The organism is Pelagimonas sp., assembly GCF_058892305.1.
The window spans coordinates 68550-88098 of sequence record NZ_JBZXVN010000018.1 but is presented as its reverse complement, the minus strand read 5'-3'; the positions used below and the strand labels follow the sequence as shown (position 1 = coordinate 88098).

The 19549-nt window shown below is 55.1% G+C and carries 22 protein-coding genes; 14 read left to right on the top strand and 8 right to left on the bottom strand.

Features of this window, described 5'->3' with window-relative positions; all coding sequences use genetic code 11:
* Position 1: 1 nt before the first annotated feature.
* The 3 genes from AC5EFR_RS08265 (at position 2) to AC5EFR_RS08255 (ending at position 2603) form a co-directional block, all read left to right on the top strand.
* Positions 2 to 1231 carry a class I SAM-dependent RNA methyltransferase gene (locus AC5EFR_RS08265; protein WP_493575374.1) on the top strand — a complete coding sequence of 410 codons (1230 nt, stop codon included), beginning with the start codon at positions 2 to 4 and terminating at the stop codon, positions 1229 to 1231.
* A gap of 16 nt (positions 1232 to 1247) precedes the next feature.
* Complete coding sequence (locus tag AC5EFR_RS08260; RefSeq protein WP_493575373.1) at positions 1248 to 2039, top strand: ion transporter; 792 nt, start codon at positions 1248 to 1250, stop codon at positions 2037 to 2039.
* Between the two features lie 66 nt (positions 2040 to 2105).
* Positions 2106 to 2603, top strand: coding sequence for a L,D-transpeptidase family protein (locus AC5EFR_RS08255; RefSeq protein ID WP_493575372.1), 498 nt, complete (start codon positions 2106 to 2108; stop codon positions 2601 to 2603).
* A 24-nt stretch (positions 2604 to 2627) separates the two neighbouring features.
* Here AC5EFR_RS08255 and dalA read toward each other — a convergent pair whose 3' ends face one another.
* Entirely contained in the window at positions 2628 to 3206 is a 579-nt protein-coding gene (gene dalA / locus AC5EFR_RS08250) for a divisome-associated lipoprotein DalA (protein WP_493575371.1), read from the bottom strand.
* A gap of 169 nt (positions 3207 to 3375) precedes the next feature.
* Here dalA and AC5EFR_RS08245 point away from each other — a divergent pair, with 169 nt between their 5' ends.
* Positions 3376 to 3975 (top strand): L,D-transpeptidase, encoded by a 600-nt coding sequence (locus tag AC5EFR_RS08245; protein ID WP_493575370.1) that lies wholly within the window; start codon positions 3376 to 3378, stop codon positions 3973 to 3975.
* A gap of 142 nt (positions 3976 to 4117) precedes the next feature.
* Entirely contained in the window at positions 4118 to 4309 is a 192-nt protein-coding gene (locus AC5EFR_RS08240) for a ferrochelatase (RefSeq protein ID WP_493575369.1), read from the top strand.
* A gap of 65 nt (positions 4310 to 4374) precedes the next feature.
* Here AC5EFR_RS08240 and hemH read toward each other — a convergent pair whose 3' ends face one another.
* The gene (gene hemH / locus AC5EFR_RS08235) at positions 4375 to 5412 is read right to left on the bottom strand and encodes a ferrochelatase (protein ID WP_493575368.1); all 1038 of its coding nucleotides are present in this window, start codon (positions 5410 to 5412) and stop codon (positions 4375 to 4377) included.
* A gap of 54 nt (positions 5413 to 5466) precedes the next feature.
* Positions 5467 to 6291 carry a methyltransferase domain-containing protein gene (locus AC5EFR_RS08230; protein WP_493575367.1) on the bottom strand — a complete coding sequence of 275 codons (825 nt, stop codon included), beginning with the start codon at positions 6289 to 6291 and terminating at the stop codon, positions 5467 to 5469.
* 29 nt (positions 6292 to 6320) lie between these two features.
* On the opposite strand from AC5EFR_RS08230, the gene AC5EFR_RS08225 reads away from it, so the two are divergent.
* From AC5EFR_RS08225 to AC5EFR_RS08210, 4 genes are read left to right on the top strand one after another with little or no spacing between them, the layout of a single operon-like run.
* Positions 6321 to 7034: a ComF family protein gene (locus AC5EFR_RS08225; protein ID WP_493575366.1), complete on the top strand. Its 714-nt coding sequence runs from the start codon at positions 6321 to 6323 to the stop codon at positions 7032 to 7034.
* Positions 7035 to 7072: 38 nt separating this feature from the next.
* Positions 7073 to 7330, top strand: coding sequence for a glutaredoxin 3 (grxC, locus tag AC5EFR_RS08220; RefSeq protein ID WP_299921909.1), 258 nt, complete (start codon positions 7073 to 7075; stop codon positions 7328 to 7330).
* Positions 7330 to 8163, top strand: a complete 834-nt coding sequence (locus AC5EFR_RS08215) for a carbon-nitrogen hydrolase family protein (protein WP_493575365.1) — start codon at positions 7330 to 7332, stop codon at positions 8161 to 8163. The genes grxC and AC5EFR_RS08215 overlap by 1 nt, the downstream gene beginning before the upstream one ends.
* Positions 8160 to 8618 carry a MarR family winged helix-turn-helix transcriptional regulator gene (locus AC5EFR_RS08210; protein WP_299921913.1) on the top strand — a complete coding sequence of 153 codons (459 nt, stop codon included), beginning with the start codon at positions 8160 to 8162 and terminating at the stop codon, positions 8616 to 8618. The genes AC5EFR_RS08215 and AC5EFR_RS08210 overlap by 4 nt, the downstream gene beginning before the upstream one ends.
* A gap of 12 nt (positions 8619 to 8630) precedes the next feature.
* On the opposite strand, the gene AC5EFR_RS08205 is transcribed toward AC5EFR_RS08210, so the two are convergent.
* Positions 8631 to 8948, bottom strand: a complete 318-nt coding sequence (locus AC5EFR_RS08205; protein WP_493575364.1) for a YciI family protein — start codon at positions 8946 to 8948, stop codon at positions 8631 to 8633.
* A gap of 17 nt (positions 8949 to 8965) precedes the next feature.
* A complete protein-coding gene (ubiG, locus tag AC5EFR_RS08200; RefSeq protein ID WP_493575363.1) occupies positions 8966 to 9715 on the bottom strand; it encodes a bifunctional 2-polyprenyl-6-hydroxyphenol methylase/3-demethylubiquinol 3-O-methyltransferase UbiG in 750 nt (249 codons plus the stop codon).
* A gap of 35 nt (positions 9716 to 9750) precedes the next feature.
* Here ubiG and pip point away from each other — a divergent pair, with 35 nt between their 5' ends.
* From pip to AC5EFR_RS08175, 5 genes are all read left to right on the top strand, one after another.
* Positions 9751 to 10728 (top strand): prolyl aminopeptidase, encoded by a 978-nt coding sequence (pip, locus tag AC5EFR_RS08195; protein ID WP_493575362.1) that lies wholly within the window; start codon positions 9751 to 9753, stop codon positions 10726 to 10728.
* 101 nt (positions 10729 to 10829) lie between these two features.
* Positions 10830 to 11825 carry an ABC transporter permease gene (locus AC5EFR_RS08190; RefSeq protein ID WP_493575361.1) on the top strand — a complete coding sequence of 332 codons (996 nt, stop codon included), beginning with the start codon at positions 10830 to 10832 and terminating at the stop codon, positions 11823 to 11825.
* An 8-nt stretch (positions 11826 to 11833) separates the two neighbouring features.
* Positions 11834 to 13018 (top strand): ABC transporter permease, encoded by a 1185-nt coding sequence (locus AC5EFR_RS08185; RefSeq protein ID WP_493575360.1) that lies wholly within the window; start codon positions 11834 to 11836, stop codon positions 13016 to 13018.
* A 4-nt stretch (positions 13019 to 13022) separates the two neighbouring features.
* Positions 13023 to 14693 (top strand): ABC transporter ATP-binding protein, encoded by a 1671-nt coding sequence (locus AC5EFR_RS08180; RefSeq protein ID WP_493575359.1) that lies wholly within the window; start codon positions 13023 to 13025, stop codon positions 14691 to 14693.
* A gap of 70 nt (positions 14694 to 14763) precedes the next feature.
* A complete protein-coding gene (locus AC5EFR_RS08175) occupies positions 14764 to 16305 on the top strand; it encodes an ABC transporter substrate-binding protein (protein ID WP_493575358.1) in 1542 nt (513 codons plus the stop codon).
* Positions 16306 to 16380: 75 nt separating this feature from the next.
* Here the strand turns inward: AC5EFR_RS08175 and AC5EFR_RS08170 are convergent, their stop codons facing one another.
* The 3 genes from AC5EFR_RS08170 to AC5EFR_RS08160 all read right to left on the bottom strand — a co-directional run bounded on the left by AC5EFR_RS08170 (position 16381) and on the right by AC5EFR_RS08160 (position 19549).
* Positions 16381 to 17058 carry a D-lyxose/D-mannose family sugar isomerase gene (locus AC5EFR_RS08170; protein ID WP_493575357.1) on the bottom strand — a complete coding sequence of 226 codons (678 nt, stop codon included), beginning with the start codon at positions 17056 to 17058 and terminating at the stop codon, positions 16381 to 16383.
* Between the two features lie 161 nt (positions 17059 to 17219).
* Entirely contained in the window at positions 17220 to 18527 is a 1308-nt protein-coding gene (hslU, locus tag AC5EFR_RS08165) for an ATP-dependent protease ATPase subunit HslU (RefSeq protein WP_493575356.1), read from the bottom strand.
* Positions 18524 to 19549 (bottom strand): aldo/keto reductase, encoded by a 1026-nt coding sequence (locus tag AC5EFR_RS08160; RefSeq protein ID WP_493575355.1) that lies wholly within the window; start codon positions 19547 to 19549, stop codon positions 18524 to 18526. Before AC5EFR_RS08160 ends, hslU begins: the two co-directional genes overlap by 4 nt.

Below are 19549 nucleotides of genomic sequence, written 5' to 3'. Positions count from 1 at the left end.
CATGCAGCGTTTGATCATTGAAAGATTGGGGCACAAGGGCGACGGGATCGCTTTGGACCCTGCCATTGGCCAGATTTTCGTCCCCGGCGTTTTGCCCGGCGAAGAAGTCGACGGCATTGTTGAGGGCGGCATCATGACCGCGCCCAAAATTGTCACGCCATCAGATCAGCGGGTCAAAGCGCCGTGCCGTCATTCAAAATCCTGCGGCGGGTGTCAGCTCCAACACGCGCATGATGATTTTGCCAGCAACTGGAAAACCGACGTGGTTCGGCGCGCGCTTGTTGCGCAGGGGCTTGAGACCGACATTCGCCCATGTATCACTTCCGCCCCCCAAACCCGTCGCCGCGCGTCGTTTTCCGCGAAACGCACCAAAAAGGGCGCGCTTGCGGGGTTCCACAAAAAGGGGTCGAATGTTGTCATCGCCGTGCCCGATTGCCAGTTGGTGTCACCGGCGATTGCTGCGTCCCTGCCTTTGGTCGAAGAGCTTGCCGTCTTGGGCGCAAGCCGCAAGGGCGAGATTTCGGTTCTTGTCACCGAAAGCCTCTCGGGGCTTGATGTCTCGGTAACCGGCGGCAAACCGGTTGATACACCGCTGCGCGAGGCGCTGGGCGGGTTGGCGCGCAAATACAATCTGGCGCGTGTGACATGGGATGACGAAGCCCTAACCCGTTTGCCTCCAATCCAACGGTTTGGCACCGCCGATGTGACACCGCCCCCCGGTGCGTTCTTGCAAGCCACGCCAGATGGCGAAGCGGCGCTTTTGTCATCGGTGCGAGAGGCGCTAGGCCCGGTGAAATACGTCGCCGATCTCTTCGCAGGATGCGGCACCTTTGCCCTTCCTCTGGCCCAAGATTCCCGCGTTCATGCGGTCGAAGGTGACAAGGCGATGACTGCTGCGCTTGATCACGGTTGGCGCAATGCGCAGGGGTTAAAGCAAGTCACTCACGAAGCGCGCGACCTGTTCCGAAACCCGTTATTACCGGATGAGTTGGACAAGTTCGACGGCATCGTCATCGACCCGCCGCGTGCCGGTGCCGAGGCGCAGGTGGAACAATTATCACGTTGCAAAACCCCGCGTATCGCCTTTGTGTCCTGCAATCCGGTGACATTCGCCCGCGATGCAGCGCGTCTTGTTGCCAATGGGTATCGGTTGAACTGGGTGCAGGTGGTTGATCAATTCCGCTGGTCTACCCATGTCGAACTGGCTGCGGAATTTGAATACACCGTCTAAGAGATAGGGAAAACTGATGGGCCTGCGCAAACGCCTTGGCGATTTTCTAGATGAACCCCGGACTCAATACGCAATCATTGCGGTTATTTTGCTCAATGCGGTTGTGCTTGGGATGGAAACGTCCGAGCCATTGATGGCGCGTTGGGGTGGGATCATCACCTTTATCGACAAGCTGTGTCTTGCGATTTTCGTTTTTGAGATTGTGATCAAACTGATCGCGCGTGGTTGGCGGTTCTTCCTGAATGGTTGGAACCTCTTTGATTTTGTGATCGTTGGGATTTCCTTGGTTCCAGCTGGGCAAAGCGTATCTGTACTGCGGGCGTTGCGTATCTTGCGAGTGATGCGTGTGATTTCCGCTGCCCCGCGTTTGCGGCGCGTTGTCGAAGGCTTCATCACCGCGTTGCCTGGCATGGGCAGTGTGTTTTTACTGATGGCGATCATCTTTTACATCGGCGCTGTTATTGCGACCCGGCTCTTTGGGGAAGCTTTCCCCGAATGGTTCGGGACCTTGGGGTCATCTGCCTATTCCTTGTTCCAAATCATGACCTTGGAAAGCTGGTCGATGGGCATTGTTCGCCCAGTGATGGAAGTGTTCCCCTACGCTTGGGTGTTCTTTGTCCCGTTTATCATTGTGACGACCTTTGCGGTTGTGAACCTGTTGGTCGGTTTGATCGTGAACTCGATGCAGGATGCGCACGCTGAAGAGGATACTTTGAAAACGGATGCTTACCGCGATCAAGTGCTGGAACGGCTATTGGCAATCGAACGCCAATTGGCCAAACGTGATCAAAACACCCCAAAGCGATGACATAATCGTGCGCTGTTCGAAGGCGTCAAAATGCTGTAGGCTGCCAAGAAAAATCGAGGCAGTGTAATGCGGTTTATCAAGTTCTTCATGGTGCTGATACTGGCGCTGGGCGTATCTGGGTGTGCGTCAAAATTCAAAACCTATAACGGGCCCGAAGTGACGCATGTGATCGTCAACAAGGGCGAGCGTCGTATGTTCTTGATGCACAAAAACAAAGTACTCAAGGACTATCGGTTTGGGCTGGGCTTTGCCCCCGTGGGCGACAAGAAAGTGCGCGGAGACGGTAAGACGCCCGAAGGCGATTACTTCATTGATCGTCGCAACCCCAATAGTAAATTCTACCTCAGCATTGGGATTTCCTATCCCAACCCACGAGACGTGGCCGAGGCCAAGGCGCTTGGCCGATCACCGGGCGGGGATATTTTCATTCATGGCCGACCCAACAATCGCAAGCGGCGCCCCGGACGGGATTGGACCGCTGGCTGTATTACGGTTACCAACAGTCAGATGCGCGATATCTATGCCATGGTCAAAAACGGGACGCCGATCCGGATCAATCCGTAATCGGCGTTAAATCAACCTGACAGCTTATCCGGTTGACGTATTTGTGTTTTGGGGTGCCGAGGCGACACCGGGGATCGGGGCCAAATTGGGCGCGCCCAAGACCATGGTCCACCAGATTTTGCCGCTGCTTTCCTGATGCCAGGCAAAGCCGAGATCCTGGGCCGTCGGATCAAGAATAACCGAGCGTGTTGAGGATTCTTCCATCCAGGCTGACAAGGTTTGCAGCTCGGTTTCATAGGTCTCAGAGATTGTTTCACCGGCCAAGCGACCTTGGTATCCAACGCGTTGAACCCGATCGATTGGAGATGAGCCATCAGACCCAAAGTGCCATGGGCGGTTTTGCACCGACATGTCACGCGAATGTGTGGCTGCCGCCGCATTGAGCTGGGCATTCATCTGTAGGGTGCCAACACCGGCCGCCTGTCGCAATGCATTAACAGAGTCCAGTATTCTGAACTGAATGCGATTCGCAGCACCGGGACCAATGCGGTAAATCTTGGTTTTTGGACGTCCATCCGCCCCAAGCGGCGCTTGCTGAGGGGTGCCGCCACAGCTTGCGAGGGCTATGGCCGAGGACAAGGCAAGAAAGGCGCGACGGTTCATAAGGCTGCTCCTAAATCATTCTGTTGAGGCAATCTTTAACGACTCCAGCGTTGCCAATCAAACCCACATCGGCGTGAGCACGCCTGTTAACAAGTGTTTGAATTGCGACTGAGGCTTTCACGCCATATTATGGTCCCCAAATGTATTGGGTCTAAGAGGAGCTTGGACAATGAAAAAGCAGGCAGGACAAAGCCTAAGTCGCCGTGCCTTTATGGCTGGCACTGCCGCTGCTATTGGAACTCCGGCATTGGCTCAGGATGTTGATGGTCATGGCACGGTTGAAATTGAAAGAGACGTGTCATCAATTGTACGCCGGAACATTTCCAGCTTTCGGACGTTGGATTGGCAGCCGTATTTTGACAACCTGACAAATGGGGCCATCCTTGTCGATCTGTCGTCACGGGCGCTGCATTATTGGGAAGAATCAGGAACTTACCACCTGTATCCATCTTCGGTTCCCTTGACAGAAGACCTGACACGTCGCGGTCGAACTTCGGTGGTCCGCAAGGTCGAAGGCCCGTCATGGCGCCCGACACCGTCGATGCGCAAACGCAACCCTGAATGGCCGGAATTCGTTGGGCCGGGCCCGGATAATCCACTTGGGACACACGCGCTCTACCTTAGCTGGACCTATTACCGAATCCACGGCACACATGACACGCGCAAGATTGGTCGTCGTTCTTCGAATGGGTGCATTGGCCTTTACAACGAGCATATTGCACAGCTTTTCGGCATGGCCAAAGTTGGCACGCAAGTGTTGCTTATTTGACGACACTGTGGCGCTGCTAGAGAGCGCAGCTTTGGACACAATTGCATTTTCCGAGATTTGCTGTTTAGACAGACTTACGAGGAAAGTCTTGGGAGCTTGTTGAGCAACATCTGATTCAACAAGCGAATATCTGGAGAAGAACATGAAAAAAATCGCACTCGCCGTCGCATTCGCTGCCGCTGCTTCTACCGCAATGGCCGGTTCCTACGCCAAGGATGACGTTGTCATGGAGCCTGTTGTTGTTGTTGAAGAAACAGCTCAATCCTCTTCGGCTGCTGGCATCGTAATTCCGCTGATGCTGATCGCCATCCTGGCCGCTGCATCCGCAAGCTAAGTAGTTTCTAAACTACCGAATTGAAAGGCGGCGCGACGGTGCCGCCTTTTTCTTTTGGGGGACTATTATTTGATCCACCCACCAAGGTTTTCACTGATCACCTGACAAAGCGCGTCGATATGCTCGGGGTTGTCATTGAGGCACGGGATATAGCTGAACACTTCGCCACCGGCATGTTCAAAGCTTTCACAAATTTCTTCGTTGATCTCTTCAAGCGTTTCAATGCAATCGGCCGAAAAGGCCGGGGCAATCACGGCAATCCGCTTTTTCCCTTGTTTTGCCAATTCGGCAACATGCTCAACCGTGTAGGGCCGTAGCCATTCTTCGTTTCCGAAAACCGATTGGAAAGTGGTCACAATCTTTTCCTGATCCCAGCCCAGACGTTCACGCAACAAACGCGACGCTTTCTGACACTGGCAATGATAGGGGTCACCTTCGCGTAAGTACCGCTGAGGCATGCCGTGATAAGACACAACCAAAACATCCGGTTCGTGATCCAATTTAGCATAGCCCTCTTCGACCGACTTGGCCAAGGCGTCGATATAGGCGGGATGCTCAAAATAGGGGTCGATTGTACGGGCGGTGGGCTGGCGTTTTTGCTCCATCAGCGCGCGGAAGAATTCGTCATTTGCGGTGGCAGAGGTCGCACCGGCGTAATGCGGGTAAAGTGGCACAAAAAGAATGCGCGTGCAGCCGGCCTTGACCATCGCATCCACCTTGGATTTGGTCGACGGATTGCCGTAACGCATGCAAAAATCGACCATGACCTGATCGCCATATTGCTCAGCCAGCTTTTCAGAAATCGCTGCCGTCTGATCCCGTGTGATGGTCATCAACGGGCTTTCATCCTTTTCGGTGTTCCAGATCGAGCGATAGGCCTCGCCCGAGGTAAACGGGCGTTTAGATAGGATAATCAGCTGAAGAAGCGGTTGCCATTTCCATTTTGGAAAATCGATAACCCGTTGATCCGACAGAAATTCGTTTAGATAGCGGCGCATCGACCAATAGTCGGTTGCGTCGGGTGTGCCTAGGTTCGCCACCAGGATTCCGACCTTTTGTTTTGGAAAGGTAGGGTGGTCAGCGGGTTTGATCATATCGGGCATTTTGGGTCCTCGGCCTTGGCGTCACACTCGTAAGTATCGTTTGAAACGGCTGCGTCAATCTTTGAGAGGTTTTTCAACGGTTCCAAGCGCATCAGCGAGGCGTTGCGCCGCAGATCCGGGGCGCAATGGTTTGGGTTGGCTATCGTCTGGTGACCAGCCGGTCAGCGTGATCATGTCAAAGGTTGCGGGAATACGGCCGTCCTCTGTTCCGAACTCTTCTATGTATAGCTGAATTGCCCGCAAAAGCACCGCGCGGCGTGTCGGGTGACGCAAGCGGCTGTGCAACGCATTGGTTTCCCCCATCGCGCGCAGCTCGTGCATCAAATGCAAAGGGCTTTGGTAGCTGGCGGTCAATGGCACGCCGTCGGCCACAGGAAGGGTCAAGCCAGCCCGTTGAAGCAATCCGCCAAGGTCCCGAATCTCGCCCATAGGCGCGACGCGGGGTGCAAGACCGCCGGACACCTCGGATTCCGCTTGTCCCAAAGCGGCGCGCAATTCGTGCAATGTTTGCCCGCCAAATGTCAGCCCAAGGAAAAGCCCATCCGGACGCAATGCGCGGCGGCATTGGATCAACTGCCCAACAGGATCGTCGGCCCAGTGCAGCGCGAGGGCGTGAATAACCAAATCATGCGTGCCCTCTTTTAGGTCAAGCATCTCGTCATCGGTGACAATGCGTGCCTTGGGGAACACAGGTCGCCAAACCTGCGCAAAAGGTGTGACGATCGCCACATCCGTAAACTCTCTGTTAACCATCAAGAGCCGATCCTGCACTTCGTCCAGTGCGGTTTCGTGCAGAAACAGCGCGGGTTCACGCCCCAATGCGCGGGTGCGATTGCGGTTCAGGGCGTGGCGGTCGGTCAGGCGCGGTGTTTGTGACATGAAAGGCAGATAGAATGTGGGCGACCGGGATGCAAACCTTAGTGCAATTGATGTACCCGCCACGATGCTTGTCCTGTGGCGGTTTGGTCGAAACGGATTTCGGATTGTGTAGCGCGTGTTGGCGCGACACACCGTTTATTGCCGGGCTTAGCTGTGACCAATGCGGCGTTCCGCTTCCGGGACAATCGGACCGGATTGAACATTGCGATGAATGTTTGACCGTTGAACGCCCATGGTCGCGTGGACGCGCCGCGATTGAATACAAAGACAAGGGGCGGCGTTTGGTTTTGGCGTTCAAACACGGGGATCGTCAGGATATTGCCAAACCCGCCGCCAAATGGATGGCGCGGGTCACACGGGATTTGGTTCAGGACGACATGATTATTGTCCCGGTGCCTTTGCATCTTCATCGACATTTGTCGCGTCGATACAACCAATCGGCGCTTTTGGCCGAAGCTTTGGCCGACGAATTGAGCCTTGATTGGTGTCCAGATGCGCTTCAACGTCCACGCCCAACCCCAACCCTTGACGGAAAATCGCCGTCAGAGCGGTTTGAAACGGTATCCGGGCGTATCACCGTTTCGGCGGATCGTGAGGACTTGCTACGTGATCGACCGGTCTTAATTGTCGATGATGTGCTGACCTCGGGGGCCACATTGTCCGCCGCATCCGAGGCCTGTTGGGCGGCTGGTGCCTCTCAGGTTTTCGTGAGCGTTATGGCACGCGTTGCCAAAGGACCCTAACTGCCCTTAGAACATGCATACAGTTCTAAGGAATGCCCATGCAATCTGTCGAAATCTACACATCGCCGCTTTGCGGTTTTTGCCACGCGGCCAAACGTCTTTTGAAAAAGAAAGGCGTGTCGTTTTCCGAAGTTGATATTTTGGTCGAATCACATCGCCGTTCGGAAATGATGGATCGTGCCGGTGGCCGTCACACTGTTCCGCAAATCTTTATTGGCGACACCCATGTGGGTGGCTGCGATGATCTCTATGAGCTTGAACAAGCGGGCAAGCTTGATCGGTTGCTGGAGGGATAATGCGCGTCGCCATCTTGCAGATGAGTTCCTCGGATGATCCCGAAGAGAACATGACAAATGTCCGCGCCATGTTGCGCGCGGCCAAGGATCAGGGGGCAGAGTTCGCTTTGACCCCTGAGGTCACCAATGTCCTTAGCTTTTCGCGCCAGCGACAAGAGGCAGTTGTGGTGTCCGAAGCCGAGGATGTTGTTCTGCAAGCAATGCGGGATGAAGCGAAGGATCTGGGGATGTGGGTGTTGGCCGGGTCATTGGCTCTGCGTTCCGATCCGCCGGAAACCCGTTTCGCCAATCGCTCTGTTTTGATTGATCCTCAAGGGGGCATTTCGGCACGCTACGACAAGATTCACATGTTTGATGTGCAGGTCAGCGCCGAAGAAACTTATCGTGAATCCGCCGGTTTTGCCCCCGGCGATCGCGCTGTTTTGGCGCGAACGGATATTGGAAACATCGGGCTGACCATCTGTTACGACGTGCGTTTTGGCTACCTTCACCGTGAGTTGGCCAAGGCGGGTGCCCATATCATCACTGCCCCGGCGGCGTTTTCACCCGGCACCGGCCCGGCGCATTGGCAACCACTGCTGCAAGCCCGCGCAATTGAAACCGGCTGCTACGTTCTGGCTCCGGCGCAAACCGGGCAACACAAGGCGTCGATGGGCAAATCCCGGTCGACTTATGGTCATTCTTTGGTCGTTTCGCCCTGGGGCGAGGTTTTGTTGGACGCCGGGACCGAACCGGGCGTGTATTGCGTTGATATTGATTTGGACAAGGTTGACGAGGCCCGGCGCAAGGTGCCCTCTTTGACCCATGATCGCACATTTGAGGCCCCAAAATGAGCAGTTCCGAAGGCGCATTGGCAATTTCCCTGATCAGCGAGCTTTTGACCGCTGATCAGTTGTTGCGCGCGCGTTTGGGCAAGGTGCTGCCCAATAAAATGGAACTCTCGCACTTCTCTGTGCTCAACCTATTGACCCGCGGCGGCGAAAAAACCCCGGCGCAATTGGCGCGGGCCTTTCACTTGACCCGTGGGGCCATGACCAACACATTGGGCAAGCTTGAGATTGCCGGTTACGTCCATATTCGGCCCGATTGGGACGATGCGCGACGCAAGCTGGTTTCGATAAGTCCGGCGGGCCGATCCGCCCGTGACGCCGCCCTTGCCGCGATTGTGCCGATGCTCGACACGATGATGAGCGAGCTGGGCGAAGACAAGGTGCGCGCAGCCTTGCCAGTGCTGCGCGAATTGCGCTTACGTCTGGACGAAGACGAAAAAGGTGACAAGGTGGGGTGACCCGCCAACCTTCTACTTCAAAATATCCGCCACATTGGCCGCCTTGAATTCAGTGATCTGAAGCGCCACGACACCGGCGATGGTAAAGGGATCTTGTGCCATCAGGGCTTCGATTTCGGAGCGTTCCGCGCCAATGGCGATGATCATCCCACCGGTACGCGGCACTTTGGCCCCCGAGGCCAAAAACCGCCCCTCGGCATAACCTTTGGCGATAAACGCCATATGGGCGTCTATATGCGGCTCGACCTCGCTCAGGGGGACATTATAGGTAATGTCAATGGCAAAGAGATTGTGACCCTCAGGGATAGCAGGCTCGGGGTTAACAGACATGGACAGGCCTTTTTGCTTTACGCTTGTTTGATCGCGGCGGTGACATAGTTCACCGAAAGATCCCGATCCGAGATGCTCCAGCGCCACGTTACCGGGTTAAAGACGTACCCTTTGCGATCGACCGGCGTCAAACCCGCCTTGCTGATTAGGTCATATAGTTCATCCGGTGTGATGAATTTCTGCCATTCATGGGTGCCTTTGGGGAGCCAGCGCATCACATATTCCGCCCCGACAATCGCCACGGCAAAGCTTTTGGGATTGCGGTTGATGGTGGAACACAAATGTAGCCCGCCGGGTTTCAGTAACTGTTGGCAGGCGGTTAGATAGGCCTGCGGATCGGCGACATGTTCGACCACTTCCATGTTGATCACCACGTCAAATTGCTCACCCGCGGCGGCCATATCTTCGGCGGTGGTGTGGCGGTAATCAATGTCCAACCCGGATTGACGGGCGTGGGTTTGAGCGACGGGAATATTGCCACCGGCGGCGTCCACCCCAATCACGGTGGCCCCAAGCCGCGCCATGGGTTCGCACAGCAACCCGCCGCCACAGCCGATATCGAGAATGCGCAGCCCGTCAAAGGGGTGATTGGCCGTGAGATCACGGTCAAACTCACCGACAATCTGGGTGGTAATGTAATCAAGCCGCACAGGATTCATCATGTGCAAGGGTTTGAACTTGCCATGCGGGTCCCACCATTCGGCGGACATTGCCTCGAATTTGGCAACTTCGGATGCATCAACGGTGGTCACCATAACTTTCCCCATGGTCTTTTCCCTGCGCTGCACAATATAGTTGGGTTATGGACAAGTTCACGGGCCAAAAGCGCGCAGTGCAGTATCTTTATCCCCCGCTCGACCCCTTTGATCAGCGTATGATGGAGGTTGGTGACGGGCACCAGATTTATGTTGAGCAAAGCGGCAACCCCGACGGTGTGCCGGTTATTGTCTTGCATGGTGGGCCCGGCGGCGGCTGTAGCCCGGCGATGCGGCGCTATTTTGACCCGAATGTCTATCGCGTTGTTCTGTTTGATCAGCGTGGTTGTGGGAAATCGCGCCCGCATGCCAGCGTCAAAGACAATACGACTTGGCATCTTGTGGCCGATATCGAACGTATTCGTGACGCGCTAGAAATAGAAGAGTTCATCGTGTTTGGCGGCAGCTGGGGGGCAACCCTTGCGCTGATCTACGCCATCAGCCACCCGGACCGGGTGGCTCACCTCGTTTTGCGAGGGGTGTTCTTGTCATCGCAAGCCGAACTCGATTGGTTCTATGGTGGCGGCGCGGGTCAGTTTTGGCCAGAGCCGTGGGCGCGGTTTCGCGATATGATCCCAGAAGACGAGCGCGGTGATATGATTGCCGCCTATCACAAACGCTTGTTTAGCGGTGACCTGGTTCAGGAAATCAAATTTGCTCAGGCGTGGTCGGTCTGGGAAAATGCGCTGGCCTCTGTCTATTCCAATGGCCAAGGGGGCGAACCACCCGGTGATTACGCCCGTGCCTTTGCCCGGCTTGAGAACCACTATTTCGTCAACAAGGGTTTCCTTGTTTGTGATGGTTGGATTCTAAAAAATGTCGACAAAATCAAACACATACCTGGTGTGATCGTTCAAGGGCGCTATGACATGATCTGTCCACCGCAACGGGCGTGGGAATTGGCCAAAGCATGGCCAGAGGCGGATTTGCGGATGATTCGAAATGCCGGTCATGCGCTATCAGAACCCGGAATCAGTAGCGAACTCGTGTCCGCGATGGACCGTATAGCGGCCCAGTTGGATTAACTGTCTGACGGTTTTCCGACATTTAGGTTCGCTTTTGAACCCTTTACATGAGACACCTAGTCGCTAACCTGAATATATAGCAATAAAAGCCGACAGGGATCTTGAACTCAGTTCTAAAAATCATAGCGCAGCGCCTAGCACTAGGCTTGTTGACGCTCTTCATCGTTTCGATAGTTATCTTCGCAGCGGTGAACTTGTTACCGGGGGATTTTGCACAGGCCATTTTGGGCCAAGGTGCAACGCCTGAGGCGGTTGAGGCGATCCGAACGGATCTTGGTCTCGATCAACACCCGGTGAAACGATACATGCAATGGTTGGGGGGCGCACTTCAGGGCGACCTAGGCAACTCATTCGCACAGGCGAACTTTGCCAGCTTCGTAGGGGACGATAGCGGCGTTCGCACATCAGTTGCCCAGCAAATCGCGCCAAGATTTGCAAACACGATGTTCCTTGCGGGGGTCACAGCCGCGATTGCTGTTCCTTTTGCCGTGACTTTGGGCATTTTGGCCGCGCTCTACCGGAACTCGGTATTCGACCGTGCGACCAACATCTTGACGCTTAGCTCAATCTCTTCGCCGGAATTCTTTTTGGCCTATGTTTTGATCCTGTTCCTCGCAGTTCTGAACCCGTGGCTGCCGTCTTTGTCCAACATCTATGACGGCATGGCATTAAACGAACGGATTGAGAAAACCTTGCTTCCGGCTTTGACGCTGACCCTTGTTGTGACCGCACATATGATGCGCATGACCCGCGCGGCGATCATTAACTTGCTGGCCTCTCCCTATATCGAGATGGCGCGTCTTAAGGGCATCAACCCAATGCGGGTGATTGTGAAACATGCGCTGCCCAATGCGCTTGCTCCGATCATTAACGTGATCGCGTTGAACCTTGCCTATCTGATCACCGGCGTTGTCGTTGTCGAAGTGGTGTTCGTCTATCCCGGAATTGGTCAGCTGTTCGTTGATAGCGTGAAAATCCGCGATATCCCGGTTGTTCAGGCATGCTGTCTGATCTTTGCGGCGGCATATATCTTGCTGAACCTGACGGCGGATATCCTGTCGATCGTTTCCAACCCACGTCTGAGGCATCCGAAATGAGCGGCTTGATGACAATATTGATCGCGCTGGCCGTGATCGCTGCTCTGGGCTATGCGTTCCGCTTGGCCGGGCAGAAACTCACCAACAACGCGCCCAAGTTCCGCGATATGCCTTATGCGGTGGCCTTTGGTTACGTGCTGGGGCTTGCGGTCATCCTTTGGGCGGTTTGGACTTATATCAAAGCGCAATTCCTTCTCCCCGAAGCGGAGGCAAACAAATACTTCTACTTTGTTGTCGCCATCCACGCCTTCATCATTTTCTCGGTTGCGGCTTGGGTGTTCCGGTTTTTTGGGCGCGCGGTTGGAACGGCTGGAACACGTAAATTGTTCCGCCAGATGCCGTTGACTGCCTCGTTTGGGGTGCTGGTGATCCTTGTCTACGCGATCTTGGCGATTTTTGCCGGTGTTTTGGCCCCGCATGGCCAAGAAGACGTGTTCGCACAAGCCAACGTTGTTCCGGGTGGGAATCCGGCGCTGGGCGGTGATCCGGCCTTTCCTTTGGGCACCGACCAAATCGGCCGCGATATCTTGTCCCGTCTGATCTATGGCGCGCAAAACACCGTTGGGATTGCCTTTGTCACCACGCTGATCGCGTTCTTTGTGGGGGGAAGTCTTGGCTTCTTGGCTGCGACCTTGCGAGGACTGTTTGATCAGGTGCTAAGCCGCACCGTTGATGTTTTGATGGCCATCCCGGCGTTGATCTTTGCGCTCTTGCTGATCACGGTGGCATCCGCTTGGGTGACCGGCTGGGGTTTGACCGTTGCGATGGTTTTGATCATGGCCTTGATTGATAGCACCCGTGTGTTCCGGTTGGCCCGCGCGGTTGGCATGAACATCGTGGTGATGGATTATATCGAGGCGGCTAAGCTGCGCGGTGAAAACCTGTCCTACATCGTGTTTCGTGAAATCCTACCCAATGCCACGGCGCCTTTGCTGGCGGAATTTGGTCTGCGCTTTTGCTTTGTCTTCCTAACGATCTCCTCACTGAGCTTCCTCGGTGTGGGTATTCAGCCGCCGCTGGCGGATTGGGGGACCATGGTCAAAGACATGTCATCCTTTATCAACTACGCCGCCTTTGCGCCGCAGGTTTCCGCAGCGCCTCTTTTGGCAGCGGGGGCAATTGCACTGTTAACCGTCGCGGTAAATTTTGTGGTGGATTGGATGCTGCATCGCAGCTCAGGGCTAAAGGAATAATCTCATGAGCAATGATGCATTCAAAGACGCCGAAACCCTTGTCGAAATGAAGGGAATCTGGATGGAGGGCCGATCCGATGAGGATTGGCACCCCATTATCAACGGTGTTGATTTGACCCTCCGCAAAGGCGAAGTCCTTGGCTTAATTGGTGAATCCGGGGCGGGGAAATCCACCCTTGGGTTGGCCTCGATGGGGTTTTGCCGTGACGGCGTGCGTATCTCCAAAGGCTCGGTCATGTTTGACGGGATTGATCTTTTGGCGGCCTCTTCCGAGGAAAAACGCCAGTTGCTCGGCAAGCGGATCGCTTATGTGGCTCAATCCGCCGCGGCGAGCTTTAACCCCGCTCATCGTCTGATTGATCAGCACAGCGAAGCGCCCATTCAACACGGCGTCATGTCCAAAGAGGAGAGCGAAGCCGATGGGATGGAGCTTTATCGCAAGCTGCGCCTGCCCAACCCGGATGAAATCGGCTTTCGTTACCCGCATCAGGTCTCTGGCGGTCAGCTTCAGCGCGCGATGACCGCGATGGCGATGGCCTGTCGTCCTGATCTGATCATCTTTGATGAACCGACCACGGCGCTTGACGTGACCACCCAGATCGAGGTTTTGGCCTCGATCCGTGAGATTGTCGAGGAATTCGACACCGCCGCGATCTACATCACCCACGACCTCGCAGTTGTGGCTCAGATGGCCGACACGATTAAAGTGCTGCTCAAAGGGGATGAGGTCGAAGAGGCCGAAACCCGCGAAATGCTATCGAATCCGACACAGGACTATACCAAAAGCTTATGGGCGGTACGTGAATTCCAACGTCCGTCCAAACCGGCGGTTCACACCGGGTCCACCCCGGTTATTTCGGTAAAAAACGTGACGGCCGCCTATGGCAAGGTCGACGTCTTGCATGATGTCAGCTTTGATATTCACGAAGGCCGCACGGTGGCTGTTGTGGGGGAATCCGGGTCGGGTAAGTCGACAACGGCACGCTGTATCACCGGGCTTTTGCCGCCGCGGATTGGATCGATCGAATTGGGCGGCGCAACTTTGCCGCTGGACTATCGCAAACGCGACCGGTCTCAGCTGCAGAAAATTCAGATGATTTACCAGATGGCGGATACGGCGCTTAACCCGCGCCAAACCGTTGGGGATATCATTGGCCGCCCTGTTGAGTTTTATACCGGCCTAACGGGCAAAGCACGGCGCAAGCGTGTCGAAGAGCTGATGGATCAGATCGAACTGCCTGCGTCGCAATTCATCGACCGTTTGCCATCGGAAATGTCCGGTGGTCAAAAACAGCGGGTCGGTATCGCCCGGTCGCTGGCGGCGGAACCTGAGTTTATTATCTGTGATGAGGTCACCTCGGCCTTGGATCAGCTGGTGGCCGAAGGTATTTTGCGGCTTTTGGCGGATTTGCAGGACAAGCTTAACCTAAGCTACATGTTCATCACTCACGATCTGGCAACGGTAAAATCCATTGCAGATGAGGTGGTTGTAATGAAAGATGGCCATGTTGTGGAGCAGGGGCCCAAAACAGAAATGTTTACGCCTCCGCATCATGCCTACACGGATCTTTTGCTAAGCTCGGTACCCGAAATGGACCCGGATTGGCTGACAAACCTGCTCAAGGAACGCGGAGTTGATAACATCGGCGACGCTGCAGTTGGTAAGATGACATAAGAATCACCCATAAAAGGGTGCAGGAATCGGCGGGGGACACACCGCCAATGAACAACAAGGGAGACGATACATGAACAATATCAGCAGACGCGGTCTTTTGGCCTCGGGTGCCGCGGCGGGCGTTTTGGCCGCAACAGGCATGCCGGTTCGCGCTCAGCAAAAAGGCGGCACCTTGCGCCTTGGTCTTGCGGGTGCCAACACATCTGATAGCTGGGACGCACGAACCCATTCCGACAGCTTCATGATCATGGCTGCGCATGGTGCCGTATTTGATACGCTGACCGAAGTCGCCGCCAACGGTGAACTGGTCGGCGAATTGGCCGAAAGCTGGGAAGCGACCCCGGACGCCAAGACCTGGACGTTCAAACTGAAAACCGGCGTGACCTTCCACAACGGCAAGGCATTCGGTGCCGATGACGTTATCGAATCGCTGAACATGCACGTCGCAGAAGGCGCGAAATCGGCGGCCAAACCGATCGTTTCCGCCATCACCGAGATGAAGAAGCTGGGTGAGCACGAAGTTCAGATGACGCTCAAGGCCGGCAACGCCGACTTCCCGTTCTTGCTGTCTGATTACCATATTTGTATCTACCCTGCGGGTCAGGTCGAAGAGGCGATCGCCAAAGGTATCGGTACAGGCATGTACAAGGTCGAAGCGTTCGACCCAGGTGTGCGCACACTTTTGAGCCGTGTCGACAGCCACTACAAAGATGGCAAAGCGGGCTGGTTTGACAGTGTTGAGATGATTGCGATCAACGATGCCTCTGCGCGGATGAACGCTCTGATGACGGGTCAGGTTGACGCTGTGAATCGCGTTGATTTCAAAACGGAATCGCTTCTCAAAGCCAACCCAATGGTCAATGTGTTTGAGGTGACAGGAAACCAACACTACACATTCCCAATGCTGACCGGGCTATCACCTTTTGACAACCTCAAGGTTCGTCAGGCGCTCAAACATTCGATCAACCGTCAGGAAATGGTCAACAAGGTTCTTCAAGGTCACGGTGCGGTTGCGAACGATATTCCAATCGGTCCCGCAAACCAGTATTTCGCCAGCGATCTTGAGATGAACGAATACGATCCTGACAAAGCCAAAGGTCTTATCAAAGAGGCCGGCCTAGACGGTCTTCAGGTTGACCTGTCTGCCTCTGACGCGGCCTTTGCTGGCGCGGTAGATGCGGCGCTCCTGTATCAAGCCTCGGCCAAAGCTGCTGGCATCGACATCAATGTTGTTCAGGAACCTGCTGATGGGTACTGGTCCAATGTTTGGCTCAAGAAAGCTTGGTGTGCGTGTTACTGGTCCGGTCGTGCGACCGAGGATTGGATGTTCTCGACTGCCTATGAATCGGGTGTGCCTTGGAACGATACCGGTTGGGAAAACGCACGCTTCCAAGAGCTGCTGCTAAGTGCACGAGCCGAATTGGATAGCGCCAAGCGTAAGGATCAGTATCACGAGATGCAGATGCTGATGTCGAAAGAGGGCGGAACAGTTATCCCGATGTACGCCAACTATGTTGACGCGCATTCGAACAAGCTGACCAACTCGGGGACCATTGGTAACGTCTTCCAGATGGACAGCTCGCGGATGATTGAACGCTGGTGGTTCGCGTAAACTTTTTGCCAATGAACAAAAGAAAGCCCCGTCAATTTGGCGGGGCTTTTTGTTTGTTTGGTTAGAACGCTTTGGCTAAAGGTGCGTGTCGTAATCCGACACCAGCAAATGCAGCGGCGCTTCGTCCTCGTCGATATTGGAAAACCGGCCAATAGGCTGTTCAAAGATGTTGTCGGTCAGATCGTCGTTCACCGTCGAAACCTCACCAATCAAAACATCACCATCTTCGCCCCAAAATGCGTGCCACGTATTGGGGAAAAGCGTCACTGATTCACCCGGATCCAGCTTAAGCAATCCACCTGCGTCCAGTTTACGCATCATGCCGTCAACCATGACATTTACATCCGCACTGCGGTCGATGTTTCCAGCACCATCGGCACTAAACAGTTCCAGCACCAGCTTGCCACCACCGCGGTTAATGATGTCCTCAACTTTCACGTCATGGCGATGCATTGGGCTTAGCTGTTTTTCGCGTGAAATCATGATCTTTTCCGCATATAGCATCGCGGATTTTTGCCCCAAATCCTCGTTCAACCCATTGCGGGTCGTGAAAAGAAACAGGCCCATTTCGTCGAATTTTTCGGCACCGTAATCGGTGATGTCCCAGCCCATACGGCGCGCTTTGATTTGATCGTGTTCGGCCGATTTCAATCCCTCTGGGGAGAGGTATGCAAAAGGCGGCATCACATAGCCAAAGGAGCGAATGAAGGCGTCGCCTTCGCGTAGGATTTCATTGATACGGGAACGTTTCATCAGAGCCTCTCAGCAAAATGTTTGCGCCAACATAGCAAAGGAAAAGGCTTGGGATAGAGCTAAGATGCCCCCTGCAGAAGTTTATTTGGCAAGATGAAAACAAGGGCCCCTTTTCAGCTTGCTCGGTAAACTCCGGGGTATGGGGGGATTACCCCCCATTATTAGAGAACGTAGCGGCTGAGGTCTGTTGATTGGGTCAACTCACCCAAGTGCTTTTCAACAAAGGCCTCATCGACGGTGACTTCGGACCCCGCTTGGTCCGGAGCCTCAAAACTCAACTCCTCAAACACCCGTTCAAGCACAGTATACAGCCGTCGCGCGCCAATGTTTTCAACCGATTGGTTCACATCAGCGGCGATTTTGGCAAGCGCCTTGATCCCACCTTCGGTAAAGCTCACCGTGACCTCTTCGGTCGCCATAAGCGCCGTGTATTGCAGGGTGAGCGCATTGTCGGTTTCGGTCAAAATCCGCACGAAATCTTCTTCGGTGAGCGCCCGCAGGTTCACGCGGATTGGCAAACGACCCTGAAGTTCGGGTAGCAAGTCCGACGGTTTGGCGATGTGGAAGGCACCCGAGGCGATGAACAGGATATGGTCGGTTTTGACCGCGCCATGTTTGGTGCTGACGGTTGTGCCTTCGATCAAAGGCAGCAAATCGCGCTGCACCCCTTCACGGGACACATCCCCACCCCGCGCCTCTTGGCGGGCGGCGACTTTGTCGATCTCATCCAAAAAGACGATTCCGTTTTGCTCAACCGCTTCTAGCGCGGCTGTCTTGACCTGTTCGTCGTCCAAAAGCTTGTCGGCTTCTTCGGCGATCAAAATCTCATAACTCGCGGCGACGGTCATTTTCTTGCGGGTTGTGCGTCCGCCCATGGCTTTGCCAAACAGATCGCCAAGGTTCATCATCCCCATGCCACCGCCGGGCTGGCCGGGGATGTCCATCATCGGAAACGGCGATGCGGTGTCGGCAATGTCGAGCTCAATCTCGGTGTTGTCCAACTCCCCGGTTTTCAACTTGCGACGGAACATATCGCGGGTGGCGTCGCGGGCGTCTTTCCCGGCGATGGCCTCGATCACACGTTCCTCGGCGGCCTCATGGGCGCGGGCCTTGACGTCTTCGCGCATGTACTCGCGCACCTGAATGATGGCGGCATCCACCAGATCGCGAATGATCTGTTCGACATCGCGGCCGACATAACCCACTTCGGTAAATTTGGTTGCCTCCACTTTGATGAACGGAGCTTTGGCCAGCTTGGCCAAACGGCGGCTGATCTCGGTTTTACCAACGCCAGTGGGGCCAATCATCAGGATATTTTTCGGATATACTTCGTCGCGCAGGTCATCCGACAGCTGCTTGCGGCGCCAACGGTTGCGCAGCGCGACGGCAACGGCGCGTTTGGCGTCTGATTGACCGATAATGAAACGGTCGAGTTCCGAGACAATCTCGCGGGGGGTCATATCGGTCATGACAGGGCTTTCGTGTAAATTTCGTCAGTCATCATATCGTCGAACCATTCGGGGTAACGACGGGTCGGGGCGGCGGCGGCATCAATGGCGGCCATCTGGTCGGTGCTTAGTGCAATACCATTGGCGGCCAAGGAGGCCTCTAGTTGGCTTTGCTTGCTGGCCCCGACAATCACCGTGTGATCGCGACGCTTGTGCAATATCCACGCCAGAGCGACCTGCGCCGGGGTGGCGTCATGCGCCTTGGCCGCGTCACTCAAAGCTGCAAGAGCAACCTCGGCTTGTTCGCGCGAGATTTGCAGGAAATCCCCCTCGGCCAAGCGCCCTTCGGTATCATCAAGCTTGTTGAGGTCATATTTGCCGGTCAACAAACCACCGGCAAGCGGCGACCACGCCATCAATCCAAGGCCAAGCTCAGCGCCCATGCGCAACACATCCACTTCGATGTCGCGGGCGACGGCATTGTAAAGGTACTGACCGGTGACAAACTGATCAAACCCATTGGCACGCTGCATTTCGACCGCTTGCGCAACCTTCCACGCGGGCCAGTTCGACACGCCGATATAGCGCACTTTGCCGGCGTCGATAACACGTTGCAGGGTGCTTAGCGTTTCTTCAAGCGGGGTGGTGAAATCGGTTTTGTGCAGCACCAAAAGGTCGATCCAATCGGTGTCGAGGCGCGTCAAACACCCGTCAACCGACGACAAAATGTGACCCCGCGATAGCCCGGCATCGGTCATGCGCTCGCTTTGGCGAAAGCCAAGCTTGGCGCAAACCACCGCGTCGTTCCGTTTTCCCTTGAGCGTTTTGCCAAGGATATCCTCGGCCTCACCATTGGAATACCCGTCGGCGGTGTCAAAGAAGTTCACGCCCGCATCTAACGCTGTATCAACCATGCGCTGCGCATCATCCAAACCGGTTTTGGCAACGCCGGGAATCCAATCGGACCCGTGGGTGAATGTCATCGTCCCAAGCGCAAGACGCGACACGACAAGCCCGGATTTACCAAGGCGCGTATAGCTCAT